16 protein-coding genes are annotated in these 19,449 nt (G+C 67.6%); 12 read left to right on the top strand and 4 right to left on the bottom strand.

All coding sequences use genetic code 11. The features are described from left to right. Window positions 1-57: 57 nt before the first annotated feature. The 4 genes from AB4Z16_RS02825 to AB4Z16_RS02810 all read right to left on the bottom strand — a co-directional run bounded on the left by AB4Z16_RS02825 (window position 58) and on the right by AB4Z16_RS02810 (window position 4,238). Complete coding sequence (locus AB4Z16_RS02825; RefSeq protein WP_441509792.1) at window positions 58-1,479, bottom strand: TRAP transporter large permease subunit; 1,422 nt, start codon at window positions 1,477-1,479, stop codon at window positions 58-60. After that, window positions 1,476-1,886, bottom strand: coding sequence for a TRAP transporter small permease subunit (locus tag AB4Z16_RS02820; RefSeq protein WP_441509791.1), 411 nt, complete (start codon window positions 1,884-1,886; stop codon window positions 1,476-1,478). Before AB4Z16_RS02820 ends, AB4Z16_RS02825 begins: the two co-directional genes overlap by 4 nt. 604 nt (window positions 1,887-2,490) lie before the next feature. Further along, window positions 2,491-3,366 carry an undecaprenyl-diphosphate phosphatase gene (locus AB4Z16_RS02815; RefSeq protein WP_441509790.1) on the bottom strand — a complete coding sequence of 292 codons (876 nt, stop codon included), beginning with the start codon at window positions 3,364-3,366 and terminating at the stop codon, window positions 2,491-2,493. A 230-nt stretch (window positions 3,367-3,596) separates the two neighbouring features. Continuing rightward, window positions 3,597-4,238, bottom strand: coding sequence for a helix-turn-helix domain-containing protein (locus AB4Z16_RS02810; RefSeq protein WP_441509789.1), 642 nt, complete (start codon window positions 4,236-4,238; stop codon window positions 3,597-3,599). A 245-nt stretch (window positions 4,239-4,483) separates the two neighbouring features. Between AB4Z16_RS02810 and dapA the strand changes: the two genes are divergently transcribed. The 12 genes from dapA (at window position 4,484) to AB4Z16_RS02750 (ending at window position 19,440) form a co-directional block, all read left to right on the top strand. After that, window positions 4,484-5,383 carry a 4-hydroxy-tetrahydrodipicolinate synthase gene (gene dapA / locus AB4Z16_RS02805; protein ID WP_441509788.1) on the top strand — a complete coding sequence of 300 codons (900 nt, stop codon included), beginning with the start codon at window positions 4,484-4,486 and terminating at the stop codon, window positions 5,381-5,383. Window positions 5,384-5,397: 14 nt separating this feature from the next. After that, window positions 5,398-6,825, top strand: coding sequence for an FAD-binding oxidoreductase (locus AB4Z16_RS02800; RefSeq protein ID WP_441509787.1), 1,428 nt, complete (start codon window positions 5,398-5,400; stop codon window positions 6,823-6,825). 127 nt (window positions 6,826-6,952) lie between these two features. After that, window positions 6,953-7,801, top strand: a complete 849-nt coding sequence (locus tag AB4Z16_RS02795) for a transporter substrate-binding domain-containing protein (RefSeq protein WP_441509786.1) — start codon at window positions 6,953-6,955, stop codon at window positions 7,799-7,801. A 97-nt stretch (window positions 7,802-7,898) separates the two neighbouring features. Beyond that, the gene (locus tag AB4Z16_RS02790; protein ID WP_441509785.1) at window positions 7,899-8,564 is read left to right on the top strand and encodes an amino acid ABC transporter permease; all 666 of its coding nucleotides are present in this window, start codon (window positions 7,899-7,901) and stop codon (window positions 8,562-8,564) included. 10 nt (window positions 8,565-8,574) lie between these two features. Continuing rightward, window positions 8,575-9,336 carry an amino acid ABC transporter ATP-binding protein gene (locus AB4Z16_RS02785; RefSeq protein WP_441509784.1) on the top strand — a complete coding sequence of 254 codons (762 nt, stop codon included), beginning with the start codon at window positions 8,575-8,577 and terminating at the stop codon, window positions 9,334-9,336. A 9-nt stretch (window positions 9,337-9,345) separates the two neighbouring features. Beyond that, entirely contained in the window at window positions 9,346-10,623 is a 1,278-nt protein-coding gene (locus AB4Z16_RS02780) for an NAD(P)/FAD-dependent oxidoreductase (protein ID WP_441509783.1), read from the top strand. Further along, window positions 10,620-11,588 (top strand): hypothetical protein, encoded by a 969-nt coding sequence (locus AB4Z16_RS02775; RefSeq protein WP_441509782.1) that lies wholly within the window; start codon window positions 10,620-10,622, stop codon window positions 11,586-11,588. Before AB4Z16_RS02780 ends, AB4Z16_RS02775 begins: the two co-directional genes overlap by 4 nt. Further along, entirely contained in the window at window positions 11,585-12,748 is a 1,164-nt protein-coding gene (locus AB4Z16_RS02770) for an alpha-hydroxy acid oxidase (RefSeq protein WP_441509781.1), read from the top strand. The genes AB4Z16_RS02775 and AB4Z16_RS02770 overlap by 4 nt, the downstream gene beginning before the upstream one ends. 17 nt (window positions 12,749-12,765) lie before the next feature. Continuing rightward, the gene (locus tag AB4Z16_RS02765) at window positions 12,766-14,394 is read left to right on the top strand and encodes a thiamine pyrophosphate-requiring protein (protein ID WP_441509780.1); all 1,629 of its coding nucleotides are present in this window, start codon (window positions 12,766-12,768) and stop codon (window positions 14,392-14,394) included. A gap of 4 nt (window positions 14,395-14,398) precedes the next feature. Continuing rightward, a complete protein-coding gene (locus AB4Z16_RS02760; protein WP_441509779.1) occupies window positions 14,399-15,571 on the top strand; it encodes an alpha-hydroxy acid oxidase in 1,173 nt (390 codons plus the stop codon). Continuing rightward, on the top strand, window positions 15,561-17,012 hold the full coding sequence (locus AB4Z16_RS02755; protein ID WP_441509778.1) for an FAD-dependent oxidoreductase: 1,452 nt from the start codon (window positions 15,561-15,563) through the stop codon (window positions 17,010-17,012). The genes AB4Z16_RS02760 and AB4Z16_RS02755 overlap by 11 nt, the downstream gene beginning before the upstream one ends. An 82-nt stretch (window positions 17,013-17,094) precedes the next feature. After that, on the top strand, window positions 17,095-19,440 hold the full coding sequence (locus AB4Z16_RS02750) for a xanthine dehydrogenase family protein molybdopterin-binding subunit (RefSeq protein WP_441509777.1): 2,346 nt from the start codon (window positions 17,095-17,097) through the stop codon (window positions 19,438-19,440). Window positions 19,441-19,449: the final 9 nt, after the last annotated feature.

Here is a 19,449-nt window from a genome sequence, read left to right as displayed (position 1 = left end):
GCGCGGAGCAGGCGCAGCCGGCGCCTCCATGAACGGAGCAGCACAGCAATCTCTATTTCAAAATTTTGGCGGCCCGATCTCCAGCAGGTCGGCGGGAGGCGCAATCTCGCGCAGGCGGCGTGTGGCGTCGGCTTCGGAAGGAGCCGCAACGGCCCGCTCAGGCGTCCTCCCCAAATGCGCCAGGTTCGGCCAGCAAACGACCGCCGCCGTCACGCATAGCTGCACCAGGATGAAGGGAGCGAGCGACGCCATAGCGGCCCGCAACGGCGCACGCCGGGTCGAGGCCGCCCGGGTCATCGTCAGCGCATAGCCGAGAGGCGGAAGCAAGAAGCTCGTCTGGAGTATGAGCAGGGTCAGGACCGCGACCCATTGCGCATCCTCGACCCGCATCAAGATCGGCGGCAGCAGGATCGGAATCAGCACGAAGATGATCTCGAAGGCATCGAGAACGAAGGCCGCCAGGAAGATCAGGCCGAGACCCGCCCCCAGAATTCCCAGAGGGCCGCCTGGCACCGCCTCCATCCAGCCAGCGACGAGCCGGTCGCTTCCGAGCACGCGAAAGACGAGCGTGAAAGTCGTCGCCGCAACCAGCAGCGCCATCAATGCACCGGTCATCGCCAGCGTGTCGTCGAGGACCGCCTTGAGCCGCACAAGATCCAGCTGACGGCTCAACACTCCCGCGACCAGCAGGCCGACCGCGCCCATCGCAGCGGCTTCGACCGCGTAGAAATAGCCGAGCGCGACGCCGACGAGCAGGCCGCCGATGAAGCCGACGGTGAGGAGCGCGAGAGCGGTCTCCCCCAGCGTCGGCACCGGCAGGCGCCGGCCGGGTTCCCGGCGCAGAAACGTCAGGGCGAGACAGGCCGCGAGAAACAACCCGGCCGGTAATATAGCGCCGCGGAAAACGTCCTGCGTGTTGACGATGCGATCTACCCGCCCGGTCGCATTGAGCGCGATCGTATGAGCTGTCATCATCGCATCGCCAAGCAAGATCAGGACGAGCGAAGGCGGAACCAGCACGCCGAGCGTGCTGGCAACCGTCAACAATGCGACGCTCTCGGCGGGCGGGACCTCATGCTCGGCCAGTGCCGGATCGATCGCTCGTGTCAGGGCAATCGCATTGGCGCTGACGGAACCGTTCATCGGTCCCAGAATCGCGCCGAGCGCCAGCGTCGCTCCGCGTGCGCCACCGAAGGGACGCAGCGCCGCTCGGAACAGAATGCGAGCGAGCGGCAAGCGGTTCAGCAGCGCTCCCATGAAGACGAACAGCGGCAACGCCTGCAGCAGATCGGATTCCAGCAGGCCGACGAGACGGCTCGGCAGCGCCGCAAAGAGCGCGACGCTGGAAGCATCGAGCACAGCCGACACGGCGGCGCCTACCGCCGCGAGGCAAATCAGAACACCCCAGACGGGCAACCCGGTCGCGATCGCGCCCAGCGCGACGCCGCCGAGCATGGCAAGGCCGACCCACTGGCTCACGCGCGCCTCCGCAGCAAACCGAGCAAGCCGGACGCGAAGACCAGCGCAGCCAGAATGAAGCCCGAGGCGCGAATGAGGAAATAGCCGGGATTGCCGGTATCCGGGAACGATTCGAGGACCCGAAGGCTGGCCAGCAAAGCCGGCCACCCGACGATCAGCAGGAACAGGGACCAGGGCAGAAGCCCAAGCACGATGAGCCCGATCTCCAGCGCCCGCCGCAGCCTCTCCCCGTGCCGATGCGCCAGGGCATCGCTCGCCAGGTGGGCACCGGAGCGTGTGGCTGCCGTCAGCGATACCGCGACATAGAGGGCGAACACGCATTGTCCGAGATCGTTGGCTTCACGGGACCAACCTTTGAAGAGATCGCGCAATGGCCATTGCAGGAACAGCAGCAGGACCAGCGGCAAGGCGAGCCATCGGGCTGCCAGACAGATCGCACCCAGGCCCCGATCGAGCCCGTCAACGATGACTTGCATGGATTCGCTCCGGAAGGGGCATCTTTCAAACATTTTCCGTCATGTCGGTAGGCCCGCGGCGCAGGGCTGTCGGCACCTGGCGCGTCGAGCGGCCTTTCGCACGCCGGGACGAGCCAACTGACGGCCTGGCGCTCAGGGAGCGGGCTTCCAGTCGAGTTCGACCGCACTGCGGCCTTGCCTGGCATTGTAGCGAATGGCGGATTTGACGGAGGCCTCGACCTTGGAAGGATCGGCTCCGCGCGGACATCCGGTCGTATCGTATCGCAGCGCCTGCCGACTCAACCAGACGACCCATTTCCGCTCAAGGGTTTCCAAAGGTTCGGTCGTCGGAAAAGGCTGCGAAACGTAGAAATGACGGTCTTGCTCCGAGCCTGCATAGCAGAAGCGCCAGCCAGCCGCCGGGCCAGCTAGCGCGGGCAGAGCCGGCGCATACATCAGAAAAAGCGCAAGCATCGCGAACCGCTGCCCGCCTTTCCCAAGCAAGTGCTTCATCCGGACGCTCCTGCGGATTGCGTTTTGCCTCGCGCGGCAGGATCTAGACGAACAATCCGGTCGCGACGGCCCACAGCAGGAAGATGCCCATTCCAGCCCGATAGATCACGAAGACCCAGCTCGACATCCGCTCCAGATACCGCATCAAGCCCCAGATCGCGGCGAAGGAAGCCAGCGAGCCCGCGATCAGGCCGACCGCCAGCAATGCTACGGCATGGGCGTCTATGCCGACCTTGGCGATCTCCCAGGCTTCCTTGAGCCCGGCCAGGGCGATGGCCGGCAGGCCGAGCAGGAAGGACAGCCGCGCGGCCTCGTCGCGCTTGAAGCCGAGAGCCAGCGCCGCCGTCAGGGTCGAGCCGGATCGAGAAACGCCCGGGATCAGGGCTCCGACTTGGGCCAAACCGACCAGCAGGAAATCCGGCCAGCGCGCCTGCTCCACCGAGCGGCGGTGGCTAGCGAACCATTCCGTCGCCGCCAGTAGCAATGCCATCACCAGCGATGTCGCGCCGATCACTTCCAGCGAACGCAAAGGCGAGCCGCAGCGGTTGAGCATGGGCGCGAGCGCGACACCAGCCAGGACGATCGGGACCGTCGCGACCACGATGCCGAGCGCCAGCCGGCCCGGGCCCGTGTCGAACTTGCGGGTCCTGAGCGCCGCGAGCCCCCCGACGGCGATGCTGCCGACATCGCGCCTGAAATAGGTGGTCACCGCCGCAAGCGCGGCCAGCTGCATGAGCGCCGAGAAGGCGGAGCCGGGATCGGGCCAGCCGAGCAGGGCCGGCACGACCCGCATATGGGCCGTCGAGGAGATCGGCAACAACTCACTGACACCCTGGACCAGCCCGAGCACGGCGACCTGCCCGAAGTCGAGGGCGGCGAATCCGGTGTCGAGTCCGGCGGAACAAGCGGCTGCGGCCATCGCGATGGGTCTCGTGCGAAAAACGCCATGCGCTAAGCACGATCCGTTCCACGAACGGACGATTGGCTCGGAGATGCCGAATGTGCCCGCGATCGGCCTCTTTAATGCTTGTGACGGTACGCTTGCCCAATCCGGAGCGGCCGGACGTCGATCTCGGCGAGTCTTGTTCTCGCTCCAAATTTTGCAGATTCACCGAATCTATGGGGCAAGCCGCGTCTCGGGCGCTACCCTCAGAGATCGACGAGAACCCACAGCACCACGGCGTTGGCGACCCCTTTTGACGTCCAGGTGTGTTCCGTCGTGGCGTCGTAATACACGGAATCGCCCTTGTTCAGCTCAAGCGGCTCGTAGAGTCGGCTGTGCACGACGAGCGTGCCTTCCAGCACCATCACGAAGATTTCCGCTTCGGATTTCGCCCAGGCAGGATATTCATCCGGAGAACGCGCCGTCACTGTCGTCAGTATCGGCGTGGCGCGCTTGTTCTTGAGATCGGCGCAGAGCAGGACGTTGTTGCACGTGCCGGTGGTATGCTTGCTGCCGCTGCCGGCCCGGCTGATGGCGCGGCGTCCGGCGAAGCTCACCGTGCTGTTGTCCTGACCGCTCGACAGTAGCGTCACCAGTTCGACATCGAGCCCGTGAGCGATGCGTTGCATCGTCGAGATCGTCGGCGAAAGCTCGTTGCGTTCGATCTTGGAGAAGGCCGAGGCGGAAACCCCCGTCATCGCGCTGACGTCCTGAAGCGTCAGCCCGCGGCTTTTGCGCAGCTTGAGCAGCCGAACACCGATATCGACGCCACCGCGCGACTCGTCGCCGGCCTGCCAAGCCTCAGGCGGTTCGATATCCCCGCGTTCCGCCGCCGAGATTTCCGGCATCCCGATTCTCCTCGCCCCCCTGATGGGGATCGTCCTGTCATAATCTCTGGTTGCGGGGAGGGAAAGAGAATCGCGTCCCGCATGATCCAATAATTGTCGTATCCGACATTTATGTATTTTTGTGTTGACACTTTCCCGCCCCTGAAAGAGGCTCCATTCCCAACGATGCGCCGGCAAGAAACTGAGCGCGGTTGGCGAGGGGCCGACACGCGGGGAACCGGCAGCATCACTGCGGGGATGCTTACATGACGCTTACGCACGACTCCCTCGGCGGTCTGTACACCGCGATCGTTACGCCGCTCGCCGCCGATGGAGCGGTCGATATCAAGGGGCTCCAGGCGCTGGTGCGCTTCCAGCTCGACGCCGGTGCCGCCGGCATCGTGCCGATCGGCGGCACGGGCGAATATCCGGTCTTCTCGCGTGCCGAGCGCCGGGACATCGTCGCTGCCTGCGTCGACGCCGCAGACGGCAAGCCGGTGATCCCCGGCGTGCTCGCGACCGGCTATGAGGATGCGCTGGAGGCGGGCCGCGACTTCGCTAAGGTCGGCGCCTCGGCGGTGATGACGGTGACACCCTATTACGCGCCCGGCACCCAGGAGGGCATGCGCGCCTGGTTCGCCCGCTATCGCGATGCGCTGGATCTGCCGGTGATGCTCTACCAGATCCCGCGCCGCACCACGGTCGCCGCCTTCGCCGAGACCGTGCAGGCCATGGCCGAGGACGGTTCGATCATCGGCATGAAGTACTCGTCCTACGACATGCCGGACTTCATCCGCACGATGAAGCTCGCGGGCGATAAGATCGCGATCCTCTCGGGGGAGGAGCCGCTTTTCGCCACCCATGTCGCGCTCGGCGCGCGCGGCGGCGTGCTCGCTTCGGCGACGATCTATCCGCGAATCTGGATTGAGATCTTCGAACTTGCCCGTCAGGGCAAGCTGAAGGAGGCGCTCAAGCTTCAGGACAAGATCGACCCGGTGGTCGACGCCATCTATGTCGAAACGAACCCGGGGCCCCTGAAGGAATATATGGCGCTCGCCGGCCGGCCGGTCGGCGGGGTCCGCCTGCCGCTGCTGGGGCCGAGCCCGGACACGCTGGCGAAGCTCAAGCTGGCCGCCGAGCGGGCCAAAGCCGTTAGCCTCGCCTGAGCGGAGACGGTGTCGTGATCGAGACGCTTCGTGGCATCGTTGGCGACAAGGGGCTGATCACCGATCCGGCGGAGATGGAGCCCTGGCTCACCGACTGGCGCCAGCGCCGTCGCGGCCGCGCGCTCGCCGTCGTCCAGCCGGCTTCGACCAAGGAAGTCTCCGCCGTGGTCGCGCTCTGCGCGGCCGAGGGGCAACCGGTCTTCCCGGTCGGCGGCAATACCGGGCTGTGCTTCGGGGCCGTGCCGGAAAGCGACCGCAGCGACAAGCCGGGTATCGTGCTCTCGCTGCGCCGTCTGAACCGCATCCGCGCCATCGACCGGGCGACCGGCATCGCCACGGTCGATGCCGGTGTCGTCCTCGGCGACCTGCACGCCGCCGCCGCCGAGGCGGGGCGACAGTTCCCGCTGCATCTCGGCAGCGAGGGAAGCGCCCAGATCGGCGGGCTGATCTCGACCAATGCCGGCGGCACCGGCGTCGTCCGCTACGGCCCGATGCGCGATCTCGTCGCGGGGCTGGAAGTGGTGCTGCCGGACGGGCGCGTGCTCGCGGACCTCGCGGCGCTGCGCAAGGACAATACCGGCTACATGCTGCGCCATCTCTTCATCGGCGCGGAAGGCTCGCTCGGCATCATCACCGGCGCGGCGCTGCGGCTGCATCTGCAGACCCCGAACACCGCCCATGCCTGGGTCGCTGCTCCAGAACCGGCTGCTGCAGTCGCCTTGCTCGCCACCCTGCAGGATCGCGCCGGCTCGTACATCCAGGCCTTCGAGCTGGTCTCGGCCTCGCAATTCGAGCTGGTGCGTAAGCATGCGGAGCGAGCGCGGTTCCCCTTCGCGGAGATTCCGGCTTGGTCGGTGCTCATCGAGCTCGGCAGCGAGGACGCGACGGCGGCACTGTCGACGATCCTCGAAGAGGTCCTCGGTGCGGCGCTGGAGATGGGCGAGGTGCTCGATGCGGTGGTTGCGACGTCCGAGCAACAGGCCGCCGATTTCTGGCACATCCGCCACTCCGTCTCCGAAGCGAACAAGAAGGAGGGCATGAGCATCACGCATGACGTCGCCGTGCGCTCCTCGGATGTCGCGCCCTTCATCGCGGCGGCCGACGAGGTCGCGGCGAAGCTGTTTCCGGAAGCTTACAGCGAGGTGGTCTGCCATCTCGGCGACGGCAACGTGCACTACATCCTGATGTTCACGCACGCATTCTGGGCGGCGCTGCCTGATGCGGAGGCCTTCGCGCTGGAGGTCGAGCGGGCGATCCATGACGTCGCGGCGCGCTTCGGCGGCACCTTCAGCGCCGAACACGGTGTCGGCCGCAAGCTGACGGAGGAGCTGGAACGCCTCGCCGATCCGCTGCGCTACGAGTTGATGAACAAGGTCAAGACGCTGTTCGACCCGCAGAACCTGATGAATCCGGGTGTTCTGCTCGCGCCGAAAGCGGTTTGAAAACGACGGAAAAATCCGCTGCCGCCTCCGGTGAGGGGCGGAAGATCACGGAAAGCCCGCGGGGGAAGCGGGAGCCTGCCTCACCAGACAGAACGGGGTTCGCCTCACAACGCCGGGAGAGAGAAAAATGACGACACGCAGGGATCTGGCAGGCCTTATCGGCGCTGGCGCGGTTGCTGCCGGCGCGCTGACGCTGGCTTCCAACGGAGCACGCGCACAGGCTGCCGGGCAGAACACATTCGACCGCATCATCGCCAACAAGAAGATGCGGCTGGGCGCTGTGACCTCGAGCGCCCCCTGGTTCACCAAGGACCCCGCCTCGGGCAAATGGAGCGGCCACTTCTATGCGATCGGCTCGGCGCTGGCCAAGGATATGGACGTCGAGCTCGAGCTGGTCGAGACGACCTGGGGCAACGCGGTGCTCGATCTGCAGGCCGACAAGATCGACATCATGTTCGGCCTCAATCCGACGCCGAAGCGCGCCATGGTCGTCGATTTCTCGAATGGCGTCTATGACAGCGCGCTGGTCGTCATCGCCAAGCCGGGCTTCGAGCCGAAGAGCTGGGCCGATCTGAACAAGCCGGAGGTCAAGATTTCGGTCGACGTCGGCTCGGCGCATGACCAGATCGCTACGCTCCTGTGCCCCAAGGCCCAGATCACGCGCTTCAAGACCATCAACGAGGCGATGCTGGCGCTGCGCAGCGGCCGCGTCGATGCGCAGTGCATCTTCTGGATGGGCGGCGTGCGTGCCGTGAAGGCGGACCCCAGCCTCGGCAAGGTGGTCGTGCCCCAGCCGTTCTTCGGATCGACATCGAATGCGGCGGTGCGCCGCGAGGCGGACAAGACCTGGCTCTTCTTCGTCAACACTTGGGTCGGCTATGCGCGCGGCCTCGGCCTCGTCCGCAGTGCCGTCGTCGAGAGCCTGGACCAGGTCGGCGTCAAGCCCGAGGACATCCCCGCGGGGATCACCCTCTAACGCTTCCTCGGCTTCCCGCGCTCGCCCGCGGGAAGCCCATCCATTCTTGTGAACGGCTTCGGTCCGCGAGGCCGCGCTGGGCGCGGGCAGGGTTGGCATGTCCTATACTTGGAACTTCGACATCGTCTGGAGTTACCGCTGGATCTTCCTCACCGGAACCGGCGTCACGATCGGGATCACGATCGCGGTCGTGATCCTCGGCCTGATCGTGGGTTTGGTCGCCGGCATCGCCCAGCTCTCGCGCTCCCCGGCACTACGGTGGCTGTCCTGGGCCTATATCGAAATGTTCCGGCTGACGCCGCTGCTCGTGCTGTTGCTGTGGTTCTACTACGCGCTGCCGATCCTGACCGGGATCAAGCTGGACGCGATCACTGCCGCGATCGTGACGCTGACGCTGTATGGCGGCTCCTTCTACGCGGAGGTCATTCGCGGCGGGATCGTCTCGATCGATCCCGGGCAAAGCGAGGCGGGGCTGGCTTTGGGCATGACGCCGGCGCGCGTGATGCGCCGCATCGTGCTGCCGCAGGCGATCAAGCGGATGATCCCGCCGCTCATGAACCAGTCGATCATCCAGTTCAAGAACACCTCGCTCGTCTCGGTCCTCGCTGTCCCGGACCTGCTCTATCAGGGCCAGGTGGCGGCGATGGACACCTACCGCGCGCTCGAAGTCTACACGGTGGTCGCTGCGATCTATGTGATCGTGCTGCTGCCGCTGACCGCGATCGTCAAGCAAGCCGAGAAGCGGCTTGCCCAGAGCAATTGAGGGCGCAGCGATGAGCTACAAGATCGAGGTCTCCGGCCTGCGCAAGAGCTTCGGCTCGCTCACAGTGCTGCGCGACATCAACCTCAGGGTTGAGGAAGCGCAGGTCGTCGCGTTGATCGGCCCCTCCGGTTCCGGCAAGTCGACGCTGCTGCGCTGCCTCAACCTGCTGGTCATGCCCGAAGGTGGCCGGATCCGCATCGGCGACGACAGCTTCGCCTTCGGCGACGGCTCGAAGCTGCCCGGCACCCGCGAGCAGGCCCGCTTCCGCTCGAATACGGGCATGGTCTTCCAGCACTTCAACCTGTTTCCGCACATGACGGTGGTCCAGAACGTCATGGAAGGTCCGGTCTCCGTGAAGGCGATGCGGAAGCCGCAGGCCGAGGAACTGGCCCGCAAGCTCCTGGCCAAGGTCGGCCTGAGCGACAAGGTCGACGTCTTCCCCAACAAGCTTTCCGGCGGCCAGAAGCAGCGCGTCGCCATCGCTCGCGCCCTCGCCATGGAGCCCGAGGTCATGCTCTTCGACGAGGCGACCTCGGCGCTCGACCCCGAGCTCGTGGGTGAGGTCCTCGGCGTGATGCGCGATCTCGCCGCCGAGGGCATGACGATGATCATCGTGACCCATGAAATGGGTTTTGCTCGCGAGGTTGCCGACAAGGTCGTCTTCATGCGCGATGGCGTGATCGTCGAGGAAGGCCCGGCACGCGATGTCATCGAGCAGCCTCAGCACGAAGCAACGCGGATCTTCCTCAGCCATTTCCACAATCGCGGCTGAGGCGGGCAGATGGCGAAGGATGCGCCCCTGACCGTCGCCGTGATCGGCGCTGGAATCGTGGGCTTGTGCGCGGCGCTGGAAATCCAGCGCGCCGGTCATCATGTGATCCTCATCGAACCAGGCGATCCCGGCGGCCGGCAGGCGGCCTCCTACGGCAATGCGACCTGGATCAACCCCGGCGCGATCGCGCCGATTTCCCTGCCCGGACTGTGGCGCAAGGTACCCGGCTTCCTGCTCGACCCGACCGGACCGTTCACCGTGCGATGGCGGGACTTGCCGCGGCATGCGGGCTGGCTCGCCCGCTTCATCGCGGCTGGCCGGGACTGGGATCGCATCGCGACGATCGCGCGCCGGCGCTACCCGCTCTGCAAGGATACGGTGGCGGATCATCGGACCTATGCCGCCGAGGCCGGAATGGGGCACCTGATCCGGCAGCAAGGCCTGGTCTATGTCTATCCGGATCGGTCAGCCTTCGCTGCCGAGAGCCGGATCTGGACGATGCGGCAGGAATTGGGCGTGCGCTTCAGCGAGGTCGAGGAAGCCGAACTGCGCCGCCTCCAGCCGGAGCTGTCGCCGCGTTACCGTTTCGGCGCGCGGCTCGACGATGCCGGCCAGATCGCCGATCCCGGCGCTTATTGCGCCGCCCTTGCTCGGCTCCTGGAGGCGCGCGGAGCGCAGCGCGTCGGCGCGCGCGCGGCCAGCTTTGTTCTCGACGACGGCAAGCTGCGCGCCGTCATGACCGACCAAGGGCCGGTCGCCTGCCAGCGCGCCGTCCTTGCAGCGGGCATCGGCTCTGCCGGCCTGGCCCGGCTCGCCGGAGACCGCGTGCCGCTGATCTCCGAACGTGGCTATCACATCGTCATCCCCGAGCCGGGCGTCGAGCTGGGCGCCGGGCTGATGCCGTCGGATGGCCAGATGGGCGTCGTCTCGACGCCACAGGGGCTGCGGCTCGCCGGGCAGGTCGAACTCGCCGATCCTGCCGCCGAACCGGACTGGCGCCGCGCCGAGATCCTGCTCGGCTTTGCCCGCAAGATGTTTCCCGGACAGGCCGATCGATTCGGGACCCCCGCAATCGATCGCTGGATGGGCAACCGCCCCTCCACGCCCGATGGCCTGCCCTGTATTGGCTTTGCGTCCCGCTCGCCCGATATCCTGCACGCATTCGGCCATGCCCATACCGGGCTCACCCAGGCGCCGGCGACCGGCAAGCTCGTCGCTGCGCTGATCGACGGCCGCGAGCCGCCCTTCGATCCTGCTCCCTATTCCGCCCGGAGATTCGGCCGATGAGCGAGCGCCTGCTCTATCTTTCGCGTAACGATGTGAAGAGCCTCGCCGTCGCCCCCGGCGAAGCGCGCGAGGCCGTGCTCCGCGCCTTTCGCGACCATGCAGCCGGCCTCAACCGCAGCCTGCCCAAGAGCGCGCTGGGGCTCGGTCCCGGCCATGGCTTCCAGGCGATGACGGCCGCCTCGCAGGCGGACGGGATCGCCACGCTGAAATGGGTCGCGATGGCGCCGGTCGGCGCGGGCAGCGCGGTGCCCGGCATCAACGCCCTGATCTGCGTCAGCGACTACGCCAGCGGCGCGCCGCTGGCCGTGCTCGACGGCGACGAGATCACGCTGATCCGCACCGCAGCGCTCTCGGCCGCCGCCGCCGCGCGCATGGCGCCAGCCGCGCCCAAGACCATCGGCTTCGTCGGCTGCGGTCTACAGGCCCATGCCCATCTCGCCGCCTTCCTCGACCTTTATCCCGGCCTGACCACGGTGCTGGCCTTGAGCCGCAGCCGCTCCTCGGCGGAACGCCTGGCAGAGGCTGCCTCGGAACGAGGGCTCGCCACCGAAATCGTCGCGGAGGCCGACACGCTGCTCGCCCGCAGCGACATCGTTATCTCGATGGTGCCGGGCGCGCCGGGTTTGAAGCCCTTCCTCGATGCCCGGCTGATGAAGCCGAGCGCCTTTGCCGCCGCCGTCGATATCGGCCGCAGCTGGATGCCCGAGAACCTGCCGGCCTTCGACGTGCTGGTCACGGACAGCCTGGCGCAGTCGAAGGCGCCCTACGACATCGATGGCAACCCGGTGACGACGGTCCGCTTCGGCCACGATCTGGTCGAGCTTGCGAACGCAGCCCATCCCACGGCGCCGGGCAGCCGTTCCTTCTTCTGCTTCCGCGGCTTTGCCCTTGCCGATCTGGCGCTTGCGCATCTCGTCGTCGGCCAAGCGCGCGAACGCGGCATCGGGACGATGCTGCCGCGATGAATGCCAGGCCCGCCTTCGCCCATATCCTCAACGTTGCCGATGCGCGCCGCGCCGCTTCGCGGCGGCTGCCCCGCGGTCTGTTCGAATATGTCGATCGCGGCAGCGAAGACGAGGTCTCGATCGCGACCAATCGCAGCCAGCTCGATGCGATCAGGCTTTCTCCCGCCGTGTTGGTCAATGTCTCGCAACGTTCGACCGAGGCCGAGATCCTCGGCCGCCGCCAGCCGCTTCCCCTGGTCATCGCGCCAACCGCCGTCGCCGGCCTCGTCTGGCACGATGGCGAGATCGCGATCGCCAAAGCGGCGGCGGCCGCGGGCGTTCCGTTCTGCGTCTCGACCCAGTCGATCACCGCGATCGAACGCATCGCGGCGGAGTCAGGCGCCCGGCTCTGGTTCCAGCTCTATGTCTGGAAGAACCGGCAGCGCATGCTCGCTTTGCTCGACCGGGCCTGGGCTGCCGGCGCCGAGACGCTTGTCCTGACCGTCGACACCGCCGTCGGCCCGAACCGCGAATACAACCTCCGCAACGGCTTCGGCATCCCTCTCAAGGCCTCGTGGCGGGCCGGCCTCGACCTCGCGCTGCACCCGCGCTGGACCGCCTCTGTCATGCTGCGCGCGCTGGCGACGGGCGGCGTGCCGACTTATGCGCATTATCCCGATGAGTTCCGCACGAAGCTCGGGCGCGCCTCGCTTTCCGACGAACTCAGCCTGGCGACCGACGTGACCTGGAGGGACATCGAGCTGCTGCGCCGGCACTGGCGCGGCAAGCTCGTGCTCAAGGGCATCCTGCGGGTGGACGATGCGCAGGCGGCTGCGGCTCACGGCGTTGACGCCATCATCGTATCGAACCATGGCGCGCGCAATCTCGACTGCGCTCCCGGCCCGACGCAGGTGCTGCCGGCGATCGCCGATGCGGTCGCCGGCCGGCTCGAGATCCTGGCCGATAGCGGCGTGCGCCGCGGCGCCGACATCGCCCGCTTCCTCGCCCTGGGCGCAAGCGGCGTCCTCGTCGGGCGCGCGCCGCTCTATGGCGTGGCGATCGGTGGAGCGGAGGGAGCGGGCCGCATCCTCGACATCCTCGCCAACGAACTCGGGATCACCATGGGAATGCTGGGGGCGTCCGCCCTCGCCGATTTGCGTCGAGCGGCCGATCAGGCCTGAGAACCGGAGAGTGCGCAATGAACGTTGCCCAGGCCATGACCGCCATCCTCAAGAAGGAAGGGGTGGAACTGCTGTTCTGCTACCCCACGAACAAGCTGATCGATGAGGCCGCCCTCGTCGGCATCCGGCCGATCGTGGTGCGCCAGGAACGCACGGGCATGCATATGGCCGATGCCTATTCGCGGTTGTCTTCAGGGCGGAAGTTCGGCGTCTTCGCTATGCAGCACGGGCCCGGTATCGAGAACTCCTACGGCTCCGTCGCGCAGGCCTATGCCGATTCCGTGCCTGTGCTCGTGATCCCGCAGGGCTATCCGCAGCGGGTCTCCGGCATCAAGCCTAACTTCAACGCGGTCCAGAGCATGCGCGACATCACCAAGTCGGCCGAGCAGCTCAACCTACCCGGCGAGGTCGTCAATGTGATGCGCCGCGCACTGAGCCAGCTTCGCAATGGCCGCGGTGGGCCCGTGCTCGTCGAGGTGCCGAACGATCTCTGGACCGCCGAGCTGGCGCAGCCGGAGGATTACGTCCCGGTCCGCGGCCACCGCACGGCGCCCGATCCCGACGACATCATCCGTGCTGCCGAGTTGATCGGCGCGGCCCGCAACCTCGTGATCCACGCCGGCCAGGGCGTGCACTACGCCGAAGCCTGGGACGAGTTGCGCGCATTGGCCGAGCGCCTCGCCTGCCCGGTCGTCACCACGCTGCCCGGCAAGAGCGCGTTCCCCGAGGATCACCCCCTCTCGCTCGGCTCCGGCGGCCTGACCTATCCCTTGCCGGTGAAGGCCTTCCTCGACGAGGCCGACGTCATCCTCGGCATCGGCTGCAGCTTCACCGAGACGCTGTTCGCCGTGCCGGTGCCGAAGGGCAAGCGCATCATCCACATGACGCTCGATTCGGGGCATCTCAACAAGGATGTGCCCGCCGACATCGGCCTCGTCGGCGATGCGAAACTGGCGTTGCAGGGGCTGCTCGCCGAGCTGGAGCGGCGCGGCGTACACTCCGACAAGGGCGAGGCCGTTGCCGCCCGCATCCGCGGGGCCCGCGAAGCCTGGCTCGCCGAATGGATGCCGAAGCTGACCTCGGCCGAGACGCCGATCAATCCCTACCGCGTCGTCTGGGAGCTGATGGCGGCGACGCGCAACGAGCCAACGATCATCACCAACGACGCCGGGCGCCCGCGCGACCAGCTCACGCCCTTCTGGGTCGCGCGCGACCCGCTGAGCTTCGTCGGTTGGGGCAAGACCACCCAGCTCGGCTATGGCCTCGGCATCGCCATGGGCGCCAAGCTCGCACGGCCGGACAAGCTCTGCATCAATGTCTGGGGCGACGCGGCGATCGGCTTTACCGGCATGGATATCGAGACGGCGGCGCGCGAGCGCATCCCGATCCTCTCGATCCTGTTCAACAACGGCGGCATGGCCACCGAGCTGAACAGTATCCCCAACGCGATACGCCTCTACGCCGCCAATCGCATCACCGGCAATTACTGCGAGATGGCGCGCGCCTTTGGCGCCTATGCAGAGCGCATCACCGACCCGTCCGAGATCCGCGGCGCGATCGAGCGCGGTATCGCCAGGACGAAGGAAGGCCAGCCGGTCCTGCTCGAGTTCATCACGGCGCAGGAAACCGCGATGTCGAAAGCCTGAGGCGATGGCGCTCGCGCGCTGCTTCGATGTCGAGGATGTGCGCCGCCTCGCAAAGCGGCGGCTGCCAAAGGGCCTGTTCAACTTCATCGACCGGGCAACCGAGGACGACCTGGCGCGGGACCGCAATCGCGCCGCGTTCCGCGCGCTGACGTTTCTGCCGCGCACGCTCGTCGACGTCGCGGAACGCTCGACCGAATGCGTGCTGTTCGGCCGGCGCCATGCCATGCCGCTCGCGGTCGCGCCAGCCGGGCCGGCCGGCCTGTTGTGGTATCGCGGCGAGCTTGCGCTGGCCAAGGCCGCGGCACGCGCCAATCTGCCTTTCACCCTCTCGACCTACTCCACCGTCGCCATGGCCGATGTCGCGGCGACGGGGGCGACCGTCTGGCAACAACTCTATTTCTGGAGCGACCGCTCGCTCACCGACGCCATCGTCGACCGGGCGCGCGATCTCGACTTTCGCGTCCTTGTCGTGACGGTCGACACGCCCGTGCTCGGCCAGCGCGAATATCTCCGGCGCGACCGGTTGCTACCGCCCTATGGCCCCTCGCTGGCATCCTGCGTGGAGATGCTGGGCCATCCCCGCTGGCTCGCCGGCGTTGCCCTGCGCTATCTCGCAACCGGCGGCTTGCCGCGCGTCGTCAATCGTCCGCCGCCGGCTTCCGGTCTCGGAGCCGAGGAGATTGCCCGACGCACCTCGCTCTGCCCATCCGTGACCTGGGACGACATCGCCAGGCTTCGCCAGCGCTGGCCGCACAAGCTGCTGCTGAAGGGCATCATGCGCGAGGAGGAGGCGGGGCGCGCTTTCGCCCTCGGCTGCGACGGCGTCGTCGTCTCCAACCACGGCGGACGCAATCTCGACGGTGCCGCCAGCACGCTCGGCGCGCTGCCCCGCATCGTCGCCGCGGCCGGCGGCAGCGGCTCCGTCCTGGTCGATGGCGGCATCCGCCGCGGCAGCGACATCGCGAAGGCGCTCGCGCTGGGCGCCGGAGCCGTGCTCGCCGGCAGCGCCCCGCTCTACGGCGTCGCGGCCGCGGGCGAGGCGGGTGCGAGTCACGTGCTCGGCCTGCTGCAAGCCGAACTGGACCGCACGATGGCGCTGACCGGAAGCCGCACCATAGGCGAGCTCACGCGGGATCTGCTCGGACCCGGCCAAACGGAGGACTGCCATGGCGCCTGAGAACGACAAGGACGCCGATGTCATCGTCGTCGGCGCAGGCGTGGCCGGCGCCAGCGCCTTCCTCGAAGCGGCGACGGCCGGTGCCGTCGTCATCGGCATCGACGCCGCTCCCGGTTTCGGCGGCACCGCCCGGCTCGCCGGCGGCGGCATGTGCGTGCCGGGGACATCGCTTCAGGCCGCGCGCGGCATCGTCGACTCGGCCGATCTCGCCTTTGCGGACCTCGAAGCCGGCGGTCATGAATTCGACCGCGATTGGGCTCGCTGTTATTTCGAGCGTGGTTCCGCGGAACTGATCGATTGGCTCATCGGGCTCGGCGTGAGCTTTCCAGACATCAGGCATTTCGAAGGCGACAGCGTTCCGCGCTTCCACCGTCCGCTGGACGGGGGTGCCGGGCTCATGGACGTGCTCTGGCAGCGCATCAGGGAATGCGGCTCGCCATCGGCCTGGCGTTTCGGCTGGCGGCTGACCGAACTCATTATCGCGGACGGCAGGGTGGGCGGCGTGATCTGCCACGACGGAAAGGGGCGCGAGCAGCGGCTGCGCGCCCCGGCGGTCGTGATCGCCATCGGCGGCTTCGCCGGCAGCCTGGCGATGATCCGCCGCCATGCCCGCCGGCTCGCGGGCGTGCCGCAGGTTCTGGCGGGCGGCGGCCCCGGCGCCCAGGGCGAGGCGATCAGCATCCTGCAACGCCATGGCGTTCGCTTCGACCATCTCGACGAACTCTACTGCTATGCGACCGGCGTCCCCGATTATCGCGACCCGGCCGGCGAGCGCGGCGTCGTCTTCAGGGGCAATACCGGTTGGCTCTGGCTCAATCGGGTCGGCGCGCGCTTCCACGACGAAAGCCAGTCGACCAGCGGCAACCTCGCCGTGCCGCGCCTGCTCGCCCAGCCCGGTGCGACGGCATGGGCGATCTTCGACGAAGCCATGCTGCCTGCGATCACCGTCGACGACCATCATGTCCCGCCTGGCTCGGAAACCGGCAACGAGGCTGCGAGGCGCCATCTCGCTCATTCCCCTTGGGCGTGGCAGGCCGATACGCTCGACGAACTCTTCCGCCGCGCCGGCATCGATGCGGATGGCGCCGGACATACCGTCGCGCAATGGAACGCCGGGCTCACCGCCGGGCTGGCACGCGACCCCGCGACGCATCGGCCGCTCGCCGGTCTTTCGCCGCTGGCCGAACCGCCCTTCCACGCGGTCCGCTTCGTGCCGATCGGCCGCAAGGTGATGGGCGGGGTCCAGACCGACCGGCAATGCCGCGCGTTGCTGGAGCTCGGCGGAACTCTGCCCGGCCTCTATGCTGCGGGCGAGGTGGCGGGGATGGCCGGCGGCCATATCGGTGGCATCAAGCCGCTCGAAGGCATGATGGTCGGCCCCAGTTGCTTCAGCGGCCGCATCGCCGGACGGGAAGCGGCCGCTTTCGCCCGCTTCGCCTGAGTGCCCCCCGCCAACGACGAGGCGGACACTGGCGTAAGAATCGGAGTATGGCCTTGATGGCCGGTGGACGAGTGACAGCCTGATGCATGCGAGCGTTTCGAGCCACGAGAATGAGGCGCCCGTCGTGGATTCGGCCTCGGCGGACCCGCGCTCCCTGCGCCGCTTCGAGGATGAGCGCTTCCTGACGGGGCGAGGCCATTACGTCGACGACGAGCTCGTCCCCGATGTGCTGCATGCGATGGTGCTGCGCTCGCCGCACGCCCATGCCGCGATCCTCTCCGTCGATGCCTCGGCTGCCCGCGAGCTTCCGGGCGTCCATGCGATCTACACCGCGGCGGATATCGCCGGCCTCGGCGCGCTGCCCTGCTCGCTGGCGATTGCCGGTGACGCGCCGTTGATCGTGCCAACCAGGCAGGCTCTCGCGCGTGATTGCGCCCGGCATGTCGGCGATCCCGTCGCCTTCGTCGTGGCCGAGACGCTCGATCACGCTCGCGAAGCCTGCGAGCTCATCGCAGTCGACTACGATATCCTGCCGGCCGTCACCGACCTCGCTGCCGCCGCCGAGCCCGGCGCACCGGCAATCTGGCCGCAGGCGCCCGGCAATCTGGCGCTGCGCTATCGCCTCGGGGACGAAGCCGTCGTGGCTGCCGCCTTCGAGCGGGCTGCTCACATCGTGAGCTGCCGGGTCGTGAACAACAGGATCGTGGCGGCCGCTCTCGAGCCGCGCGCTGCGCTGGGACGTTTCGATCCGGCCAGCGGCCGCTACCGGCTGTCGCTCAGCGGCGCTTCGGTCCACGACATCCGCCGCGAGCTTGCGGCAGTGCTATGCATTGCGCCCGAACGGCTCGATGTCGCCTGCCCCGATGTCGGTGGCGGGTTCGGCATGAAGAATGTCACCTATCCGGAATACGCGCTGGTGCTCGTCGCGGCCGAACGCCTCGGCAGGCCGGTGCGCTGGTTGGCCGAGCGCATCGAGGATTTTTCGGGCGGTGTCCACGCCCGGGACAATCTGACGACGGGGCGGCTCGCCCTGGACCAAAAGGGGCGCTTCCTGGCGCTTCAAGTCGAAACTATCGCCAATCTCGGCGCCTATGTCTCCTCGCTTGGTCCGGGCAGCGCTACGACGGCGCCAACTCCGGCCATGGGAGGGCTCTACGACATCCCGGCGATGACGATGGATGTCCGCTGCATCTTCACCAATACCGTTCCGATCGACGCCTATAGAGGCGCCGGCAAGCCGGAGGCCAACTATCTGATCGAAAGGCTGGTGGACGAAGCGGCCCATCGCTTGGGCATCGACCCCGCCACCTTGCGCAAGCGCAATTTCATTCGTCGCTTCCCCTATCGGAAGCCCTTCGGCGCCGTGCTCGACTGCGGCAGCTTCGGCGGCAATCTCGACCGCGTGCTGGCCGCGGCCGACCGCCCCGGCTTTCGCGGCCGCAAGGCGCAATCGCGTCGGCGCGGCAAGCTGCGCGGCTTTGGCATCGGCTGCTTCCTGGAAACCTCGCGCGGCGCCCCGAACGAAGACGCCTGGTTGTCGTTCCGCGTCGATGGCGGCGTCGACATGGCGGTCGGTACCCAGTCGAACGGCCAGGGTCACGAGACAAGCTTCGCTCAACTGCTCTCGCGCGAGTTGGGCCTGCCGCTGGAGCGCTTTCATCTCGTCCAGGGCGATACGGCGCGCGTTCCCAGCGGCGGCGGCCATGGCGGCGCGCGTTCCCTGCATATGGGCGGCGGCGCGCTGGTCCTGGCCTCGAGGGCGCTGGTCGAGGCCGGCAGGCTCGCTGCAGGCCAACTGCTCCAGAGCGATCCCGACGCGGTCACCTTCGAGGGGGGCCGCTTCCGTGCTCCCGGAGCCGGCGAAATCGATCTCGCCGGTGTCGCGCGCCATGTCGCGGAGACGACAGGCCGGCCGCTCGCCAGCCATGGCGCCCGGCGCGACGCTCCATTGACCTTTCCGAACGGCGCGCAGGCGGCCGAGGTCGAGGTTGATCCCGATACCGGAGAAGTCGCCCTGCTGCGCTATGTCGCCGTCGACGACTACGGCTCCTTGATCAATCCCCTGCTGACCGAAGCGCAGGTGCATGGCGGGCTGGCACAAGGCATCGGGCAGGCACTGATGGAGGAAGCCCGCTACGATCCAGATGGCGGCCAGCTCCTGAGCGCAACCTTCATGGATTATGCGATGCCGCGCGCGGTGGACCTGCCTTCATTCGAGCTCTCCATGGTGGAATTGGCGACCGCGGCCAATCCGATCGGCGCCAAGGGAGCGGGGCAGGCCGGCTGTATCGGCGCTCCCCAGACCGTCATCCACGCCATCCTCGACGCGCTTCGGCCTCTCGGCGTCACGCATCTGGACATGCCCGCGACGCCGGCCCGGATCTGGCGCGCTATCCGCGATGCGCGCGGGGCGAGCGCAAACGGCTAGCCGCCCGGC

Source organism: Allobosea sp. TAF32 (genome assembly GCF_052113585.1).
GTDB lineage: Bacteria > Pseudomonadota > Alphaproteobacteria > Rhizobiales > Beijerinckiaceae > Allobosea.
Note: the sequence above shows the minus strand (reverse complement) of the source record. Positions and strands in the feature narration are given on the sequence as shown.